An 8,191-nucleotide genomic window follows, 5' to 3' on the forward strand; every position below is an offset into this window, starting at 1 on the left:
GGCCAGGATCGTCAGGCCGAAGTTCAGCGCGATGAAGATGACCGCGGCGAGGATGTAGGCGGGCAGGACGGTGGCATAGGCGGTGCCCATGTCGCGCATGCTCTGGAGCAGCTCGGGATACGTGATGGCCGTGCCGAGCGCGCTGTCCTTGAGAATGACGACGACCTGGCTGACGAGCGCCGGCAGCATCGCGGTCAGGGCCTGTGGCAGCTGGATCGAGCGCAGCGTCTGGCCCGGCGTCAGGCCGATCGACAGGCCCGCCTCGCGCTGCCCCGCCGGCAGCCCGTAGACGCCGGAGCGCACGAGCTCGGCGATGACCGAGCCGTTGTAGAGCGTCAGGGCGATGACGACGGCCATGAACGAGTTGAGGCTCGCCACGAAGATGTTGTTGAAGGCGAACAGCTGGAACAGGAAGTACATCATCAGCAGCACCGGGACGGCCCGGAAGAACTCGACGAGGATGCTGCTCACCCAGCGCATCGCACGGCTGTGCGACAGGCGGCCGAGGCCGAAGATGATGCCGAAGGCCATCGCCGCGATGATCGACACGATCGCGGCCTTAAGGGTGTTGACGAGGCCGGGGACGACGTACGAGGTCCACACCTCCGGGTCGACGAGCGGCTTCCACAGGTCGCCGGTCAGCTGACCCTGGGCGTTGAGCTTCCACACGACGGCACCGACCGTGACGAGGGCCAGCAGGAAGCCGAACCCGGTGAGGATGGCGTGTCGGCGCCGGCCGCGCGGCCCCGGAGCGTCGAACAGGACGGTCTGCGTGCTCATCGCTTCACCGCCAGTCGACGCGAGAGGGACGTGAAGAAGATGCCGACCGGCAGCGTGAGGATGACGAAGCCGAGGGCGAAGATGAAGAAGACGCCGAAGCTGGCGGTCTCGTTCTCGAAGATGACCTTCATGAGCGCGGAGGCTTCGGCCACGCCGATGACCGAGGCCACCGTCGTGTTCTTCGTCAGTGCGATGAGCGTCGAGCCGAGGGGCGCGATGGCCCCGCGGAACGCCTGGGGCAGGATCACCTCGCGCAGGCTCTGGCCGAAGGTCAGCCCGATGGAGCGCGCCGCCTCGGCCTGGCCGACCGGCACGGTGTTGACGCCGCTGCGCAGGGCCTCGCAGACGAAGGCGGCGTGGTACACGGCCAGCGCCACCATCGCCCAGCGGATGGCGTTGTCACGCACCGACGTCGCCGAGCTGGGGTCGACGAGGTTGATCTGCAGGATGATCCCCACGCCGGCGAGTGAGAAGAAGACGATGAGGGTCAGCGGGGTGTTGCGCACGATGTTGACGTAGACCGCGCCGAGCCGACGCAGCACCGGAACCGGCGACACGCGCATGACGGCGACGACGGTCCCGATGACGAGCGCACCGATCGCCGAGAAGAACGTCAGCGTGATGGTCATCCAGAAGGCGGCGAGGATGTCGTACTTCTCGAGGATTGCGAGCATGTCCCTCCTTCACGCACAAGGGATCTGGCCGGCGGGGGCCGCGGCCTCGGCGATGCCGTGGCCCCCGCGCGGCGGGCGAGTCAGGAGCAGGCGGCCGGGGTGGGCGGGTTGCCCGCGCCGGGCTTGTAGCCGGCCGGACCCAGGTTCGCGTCGATCGACTTCTGCCACGAGCCGTCGCTGATCATCTTCTTGATCGCGTCGGTGATCTTCGTGCACAGCTGGGTGTCGCCCTTCTTCAGCCCGATGCCGTACTTCTCCTCGGAGAACGGCTTGCCGACGACCTTGAACTTGCCCTTGTACTGCTCCTGGGCGGCGTAGCCGGCCAGGATGGTGTCGTCGGTGGTCAGGGCGTCGATGGCGCCGGTCTGCAGCGCCGGCAGGCACTCGGAGTACGTGCCGAACTCCTGGAGCTGGACGCCCGGGTACTTGTCCTTGACCTTCTGGGCCGAGGTGGACCCGGTCACCGAGCAGAGCTTCTTGCCGGTGAGGCTGTCCGGGCCGGTGATCGACGAGTCGTCGGAGCGGACGAGGAGGTCCTGGCCGGCGATGAAGTACGGTCCGGCGAAGGAGACCTTCTCCTTGCGGGCGTCGGTGATCGAGTACGTCGCGACGACGAAGTCGACCTGGCCCGTCTGGATGAGCGTCTCGCGCTGGGCGCTCGGCGCCTGCACCCAGGTGATCTTGTCCTCGGACGTGCCGAGCTCCTTGGCGACGTACTTGGCGACGTCGACGTCGAAGCCGCTGTACTCGTTGCCCTTCTTCAGGCCCATGCCGGGCTGGTCGAACTTGATGCCGATCTTGAGGCCGTTGTCGCCGCCTCCACCGCCTCCGCCGCTGCCGCTGGGCTGCCCCGAGCCGCAGGCGGCGAGCGTGACGGCCAGGGCCGTCGCCGCGAACGCCACGCCGATGCGTCGTGCCTTCATGTGGGTTCCTCCTGTGGTTGCTTCCTGGCACGCGGGGGTGCATGCCGCTCGCTGAGTCTGGTCTGGTGCGCCGGTGGCCCGACGCCCGGGGGCCACCGCAGCGGGTGGGGCGTCAGTGGGTGAGGATCTTGCCGAGGAAGTCCTTGGCGCGTTCGCTCTTGGGCCGGGTGAAGAACTCCTCCGGCGTGCCGACCTCGACGATCTGCCCGTCGGACATGAACACGACGCGGTCGGCGGCCTTGCGCGCGAAGCCCATCTCGTGCGTCACGACGATCATCGTCATGCCCTCCTTGGCCAGACCGACCATGACGTCGAGGACCTCGTTGACCATCTCGGGGTCGAGCGCCGAGGTGGGCTCGTCGAAGAGCATGACCTTGGGGCCCATGGCCAGGGACCGGGCGATCGCGACGCGCTGCTGCTGGCCGCCGGACAGCTGGGCCGGGTACTTGTCGGCCTGGGCCTCGACCCCGACGCGCTTGAGCAGGTCGGTGGCCTGCCGGTCGGCGTCGGCCTTCGACTTCTTGCGCACCTTGACCGGCCCGAGGGTGACGTTGTCGCGGATTGTCTTGTGCGCGAAGAGGTTGAAGGACTGGAAGACCATGCCGACGTCGGCCCGCAGCTGCGCGAGGGACTTGCCCTCCTCCGGCAGCGCCTTGCCGTCGATGGTGATAGTGCCCGACTCGAAGGTCTCGAGCCGGTTGATGGTGCGGCAGAGCGTCGACTTGCCCGAGCCCGACGGACCCAGGACGACGACGACCTCGCCCTTGCCGACGGTGAGGTTGATGTCCCTCAGCACGTGGAGGTCACCGAAGTGCTTGTTGACGCCCTCGATGACGACCATGGGCTCGCGGTGGTCCGAGACGCGTTCGGCGGTCGCCTCGGCAGCAGGTTTCACGTCGTCCATCCCCGCAACCTATCGGCTCGTGCCCCCGGGAGGTACCAACCGGGTCCCGGCCGTGCCCGAATCGTGAGTTCGGACGCGGCGAGGGCCCCGTCCGGGTGGACGGGGCCCCGGGCGCCCCCGGCCCCCGGCCCGGCTACCGCGCGTCGGATGCACGGGTCGGGCGTGGGCGTCGGTGCGTCGTCTGTCGTCTCGGTGGCGAGCCGGGAGCGGTCAGCTCGACTGCTCGGCAGCCGCGGTCGACTGGGCGGTCGGCTGCGCCGTGTCCGACGTGCGGGCCGGTGCCGCTTCAGTGGTCTTGACCGCCTCGGTCGTCTTGACCGGGTCGCTCACGGCCGCCGCGCTGGTGGCCAGCTGCCGGACCGCCGTGGCGACCGCCGTCGCCGTCGCCGTGGCTGTCGCGACGGCCGTCTGCGTCGGCGTCGGCTCGACCGCGGGGGCCGCTGGCGCGTTCGTCGTCGTGACGGGCGGCGGGTCGGACGCCGGCGGTTCGGAGGTCGTGCTCGGCGGGTCGCTCGGCGGCTGGGTGGTCGTCGGAGCGGTCGTCGACGGAGCGGTCGTCGTCGGCGTCGTCGTGGTCGGGGCCGCGCTCGTCGTGGTCGTCGTCGTCGACGTCGGCGCCGTGCTCGTCGTCGGCGACGGCTGCGTCGTCGTCGGTGTCGGGGTACCTGTGCCCGTCGTCGGCTTCGGCGCGCTCGTCGTCGGCTTCGGCGCCGGGTTGGTCGCCTTCGGCGTGCTCGTGCCGGGCAGCGGCGCCGGGTCGACGTCCTCGAACGGCACGTCACCGTCGGGGACCGTCTGGGGTGCCGAAGCGACGACCGTGCCACCGCCCGGGAAGTAGTTCGGCACCGTGCCGTAGGACGCCGGGCCCGACGTCGAGGCCGGGAAGCCCAGGTAGGGTGCCGGGTCGACGTAGTGGTCGTTGATGATGACGTCGAAGTGCAGGTGGCAACCGGTGGACCAGCCGGTGGTGCCGACCAGGCCGATGACCTGGCCCTGCCGGACGGTCTGACCCTCCTTGACGAGGAACTTCGACTGGTGGCCGTAGGCCGTCTTGAGCGTCGGTGTGTGCTGGATGATCGTGCGCAGACCCCAGGAGCTGGAGATCCGGGCGTAGACGACCTTGCCGGCTGCGGCGGCCCGGATCGGTGTACCGCAGGCCGCCGACAGGTCGATGCCGGTGTGGAACATGGGCCGGTGCAGCAGCGGGTGGATGCGCGGGCCGAAGCCGGACACCTCGACCCCGGGCACCGGGTGGATGAAGCCGGGCAGCCCAGGCGCCACGGGAGCGACCACGGCCATCGCCGCGAGCGGCGTCAGCCCGATCTCGGGGAACACGACGCCGCCCCCGACCGCGTTCGACACGGCCATGCCGGCCGATCCGGACCCGCCGATCGCCGCGGCGGCGATGGCCGCGACGGTCCCGTCGGCGTCGGTGAGCGCGTCACGGGCGCTCTCGACACCGTCGACCGCCGTGTCGACCGCGGCTCGGTCACCGGCGGCGAGCACCACGGCCGCCCGGGCAGCGGTGTCCGGCGCGCTGGCGCTGAGGAACGGAAGGAGCGCGAACACCACCGTGGACGCAGCGAACGGCACCAGTCGCCCGCTCATGCGCACGGTGAGGACGCGAGGTCCACTGCGTTGTGTTTCGTCCTGCACCTTGAGGCCACCCCCCTGGAGGCTGAGTTCGTCCGGCGGGCCCTGCGGCCACGCCTCGACCGTATCCACGTGCTACGCCCCCCGCAGTCTGTGGTCCCGGCCGTGTCCACCATAGGTGGGGCGAGTGGACCGCGGGCGGACTTGGCGCAACTCCGTCCCGGAGGTGTGACCACAGGGGCCCGTGGGGCTCGTGTCACGCGGCGCCGCTACGCACCGGCCGGGCCCGCGGCCTCCGTTGGGCCTACGGTGGGGCTCATCCGGTGCACCCGACCGACGAGGAGCCCACCGATGGCCGAGGTCGTCCTGTTCCACCACGTCCTGGGACTGACGGAGGGAGTGCGCGCCCTCGCGGAGTCTCTCCGCGGCGGCGGGCGGCACACCGTCCACACGCCCGACCTCTTCGAGGGCGTCCTCGCCCCGAGCATCGACGACGGGTTCGCCCTGACCCAGGAGCTCGGCGACGACGAGATCGCCGAGCGAGTCGCCGCGGCGCTGGCGGGACTTCGCGAGGACCTCGTCTACGCCGGCATCTCCTTCGGCGTCGGTCCGGCCCAGCGGCTCGCCCAGACCCGCGCCGGCGCCCGCGGCGCCCTCCTCTACGAGGCCTGCTTCCCGGTGACCGGGGAATGGGCCTTCGGTCCGTGGCCCGAGGGTGTCCCGGTCCAGGTGCACGGCATGGACAGGGACCCGTTCTTCGGGCTCGAGGGCGACGTCGACGCAGCGCGCGAGCTGGTACGGCTCGCCGGTCCCGACACCGCCGAGCTGTTCGTCTACGAGGGCGACCGGCATCTGTTCACCGACGCGTCGCTGGCCTCCTACGACGCCGGGGCAACGGCCCAGGTCGTCGAGCGCTCGCTGGCGCTCCTCGACCGCATCGGCTGACGTCACGCCGAGCCACTCCACGTCCTGCCGTGCTCGCGTGAACCGACGGTCGCCGGTGCGTCGTCCTCGTCTGGGGAACACCTCCCCACCGACCCAGGCAGGAGTGTGACATGCACCGAATCTCCCGTACCGCCTCCTTCGTCGCCGGCCTCGTCCTCGGGGTGAGCGGGCTGGCTGCGACCTCCAGCGCCACCGCCGACACCTCCGGCGTCCCCCGGAGCGACATCCTCCGCGCGCCGGTCCAGGGCAGCATCCTGTCCGACCCGCCCCTGTTCGGCCTGACCCGTGGGGGCGCGCCCTGGGTCATCTCCGAGGGAAGCGCCCGGCTGCGTGCGAACGGCGACCTCCACGTCGAGGTCGAGGGTCTCATCATCCCGACGACGGGAGTCAACCCGGTGCCACGGCTGTCGGCCACCGTGGCGTGCAACGGCAGCGCGTTGCCGCCGACGGCGACCGTGCCCTTCTCGGCCACCGGGGACGCGGTCATCGACGCCCACGTCAGCCTGCCCGCGCGCTGCCTCGCCCCAGCCGTCCTGCTCAACCCGAACGGCAACCCGTCGGTCTACATCGCCGCCACCGGCCGCTGACCACCGGCGCGCGGACGGCCACGTCCTGGCCAGCCCCGTGGTCGTCCGCGCGGAGTCCTGCACTCGCCGACGTGGGGCAGCAGGGGCTTGAACCCTGGACCGACGGATTATGAGTCCGCTGCTCTGACCGGCTGAGCTACTGCCCCGGGACCCGGCGGGCTCGGGGGAGCGCCGGGGTCGGGTCGGAGTCTAGCGAGCCGGCCGCGCCCACCCGGCCCCTGGTGCGCGTGCGCGGTGCGCGCGCGGGCCGCCACCGGTGACCCTCTAGGCTCGCTCGCGGGACGGCGTCCGGCCTCCCGTCGGGCGTCGACGGCGTCCGGCCCGCGAGCACCGAGGGACGAGAGCGCATGAGTGAGGGCATCCGCGTGGCGGCGGTCGAGGACGTCGAGCCGGGTGAGGCTCTTCTCCTGGGGACCGACCTCACCGGCACGGACGAGCCCATCTCGCTGTTCCGCGACGACGACGGGACGTACTACGCCCTCGACGACACGTGCTCGCACGAGGACGCCTCGCTCGCCGAGGGCTGGGTCGAGGCGGGGGAGGTGGAGTGCCCCCTGCACGCCACGCGCTTCTGCCTCGCGGACGGGCGTCCGATGTGCCTGCCGGCGACGCGGCCGGTCGCCACGCACCGGATCGAGGTCCGCGACGGGGACGTCATCCTCTTTCCCGGGGTGCCGGCCGGCTCCTGAGCGGTGCAGGTGCCCGAATCGTCCGATTCGTGGAAGTGCTGGTGCCCGTGGGTCTCCTGGGGCACAATGGGCGAGTCCCCCTGGCAGGGGCGTTGAGCATCACCACATCAGACATATCGGACACTGAGCACGAGCGCACGACGGTTCCGGCTCCCGGTGGCAGGCGTTGGGGAAGACGTCCCTGCAACTGGAGGAGGTTCGGATGTCTGTCGTCATGCCGCGAACGGTCACGCGCGGTGTCGTGTTCATCCACGGTGCGCCCGCTCCGCTGTGCCCGCACATCCAGTGGGCCATCGAGGCAGTGCTCGACCACCGCGTCGCCCTGGACTGGATCGCCCAGCCCGCCGCGCCGCGGATGGTCCGCACCGAGCTGTCGTGGACCGCGGCTCCCGGAACCGGCGCTGCGCTCGCCAGCGCCCTGCGGGGGTGGGACGGCCTCCGGTACGAGGTCACCGAGGACCCGTCGGCGGGCTGCGACGGCGCCCGGTGGTCGTACACACCCAGACTCGGGATCCACCACGCGATGACCTCGGTCTCCGGGGACGCGGTCGTCCAGGAGGACCGGCTCCGTGAGGCGGTCCTGCGTACGCGTGGTGACGCCGAGGCCCTCCAGGACGAGATCGACCTGCTCCTCGGTGTGCCGTGGGACGAGGAGCTGGAGCCGTTCCGCTACGCCGGGGACGGGGCGCCCGTGCGTTGGCTGCACAAGGTCGGCTGACGCCGAGACTGCGCCGAGTGCCTCTCGCAGGCCGCGGCCTCCAGCGCGGCGACGGCGGGACGGCGAGGGCCCGGGAGGTTCGTGCTCCCGGGCCCTCGTCGCGCCCTCGTCGCGCCCTCGTCGCGCCCTCGTCGCGCACGCTCGTGGCTGCCGTGGCCCGGCCGCAGGCCTGAAAGCACTGTCGCGCCGAGGCGCCGGCCCGGCGCCATCGTCGGGCGCCGCACGTCTAATCCTGACGTGCACGCGTGAGTCGTGCGACGATTCACACAACAACCGCAACACCACGAACACGAGGAGAGGACCGGACATGGCCACGGGTCTGCCCACCGACGCGAAGCACCAGGGGTGCCTCGTCGAGGTGGCCGACCCGTTCACGGG

General features: G+C 71.2%; 9 protein-coding genes and 1 tRNA gene. 4 read left to right on the forward strand and 6 right to left on the reverse strand.

Annotated elements, in window-relative coordinates; genetic code table 11:
* From ACR9ZK_RS19425 to ACR9ZK_RS19445, 5 genes are all read right to left on the reverse strand, one after another.
* Positions 1-780, reverse strand: a 780-nt coding sequence (locus ACR9ZK_RS19425) for an amino acid ABC transporter permease (protein ID WP_481343612.1), incomplete at its 3' end; no start/stop codon positions are given.
* A complete protein-coding gene (locus ACR9ZK_RS19430) occupies positions 777-1,454 on the reverse strand; it encodes an amino acid ABC transporter permease (protein ID WP_481343613.1) in 678 nt (225 codons plus the stop codon). The genes ACR9ZK_RS19425 and ACR9ZK_RS19430, both read right to left, overlap by 4 nt.
* 80 nt (positions 1,455-1,534) lie before the next feature.
* Complete coding sequence (locus ACR9ZK_RS19435; protein ID WP_481343614.1) at positions 1,535-2,377, reverse strand: glutamate ABC transporter substrate-binding protein; 843 nt, start codon at positions 2,375-2,377, stop codon at positions 1,535-1,537.
* 112 nt (positions 2,378-2,489) lie between these two features.
* Positions 2,490-3,218 (reverse strand): amino acid ABC transporter ATP-binding protein, encoded by a 729-nt coding sequence (locus ACR9ZK_RS19440; protein WP_481343620.1) that lies wholly within the window; start codon positions 3,216-3,218, stop codon positions 2,490-2,492.
* Between the two features lie 273 nt (positions 3,219-3,491).
* Positions 3,492-4,889, reverse strand: a complete 1,398-nt coding sequence (locus tag ACR9ZK_RS19445) for a M23 family metallopeptidase (RefSeq protein ID WP_481343615.1) — start codon at positions 4,887-4,889, stop codon at positions 3,492-3,494.
* 336 nt (positions 4,890-5,225) lie between these two features.
* Here ACR9ZK_RS19445 and ACR9ZK_RS19450 point away from each other — a divergent pair, with 336 nt between their 5' ends.
* Both ACR9ZK_RS19450 and ACR9ZK_RS19455 read left to right on the forward strand, forming a co-directional pair.
* Positions 5,226-5,819, forward strand: coding sequence for a dienelactone hydrolase family protein (locus tag ACR9ZK_RS19450; protein ID WP_481343616.1), 594 nt, complete (start codon positions 5,226-5,228; stop codon positions 5,817-5,819).
* Between the two features lie 110 nt (positions 5,820-5,929).
* A complete protein-coding gene (locus tag ACR9ZK_RS19455) occupies positions 5,930-6,406 on the forward strand; it encodes a hypothetical protein (RefSeq protein WP_481343617.1) in 477 nt (158 codons plus the stop codon).
* Positions 6,407-6,478: 72 nt separating this feature from the next.
* On the opposite strand, the gene ACR9ZK_RS19460 is transcribed toward ACR9ZK_RS19455, so the two are convergent.
* Positions 6,479-6,552 (reverse strand) — tRNA-Ile (locus tag ACR9ZK_RS19460).
* Between the two features lie 201 nt (positions 6,553-6,753).
* Between ACR9ZK_RS19460 and ACR9ZK_RS19465 the strand changes: the two genes are divergently transcribed.
* Both ACR9ZK_RS19465 and ACR9ZK_RS19470 read left to right on the forward strand, forming a co-directional pair.
* Complete coding sequence (locus ACR9ZK_RS19465; RefSeq protein ID WP_481343618.1) at positions 6,754-7,095, forward strand: non-heme iron oxygenase ferredoxin subunit; 342 nt, start codon at positions 6,754-6,756, stop codon at positions 7,093-7,095.
* 202 nt (positions 7,096-7,297) lie between these two features.
* Positions 7,298-7,813, forward strand: a complete 516-nt coding sequence (locus ACR9ZK_RS19470; RefSeq protein ID WP_481343619.1) for a DUF3145 domain-containing protein — start codon at positions 7,298-7,300, stop codon at positions 7,811-7,813.
* Positions 7,814-8,191: the final 378 nt, after the last annotated feature.

This window comes from Monashia sp. HAY1-5C (assembly GCF_056755255.1).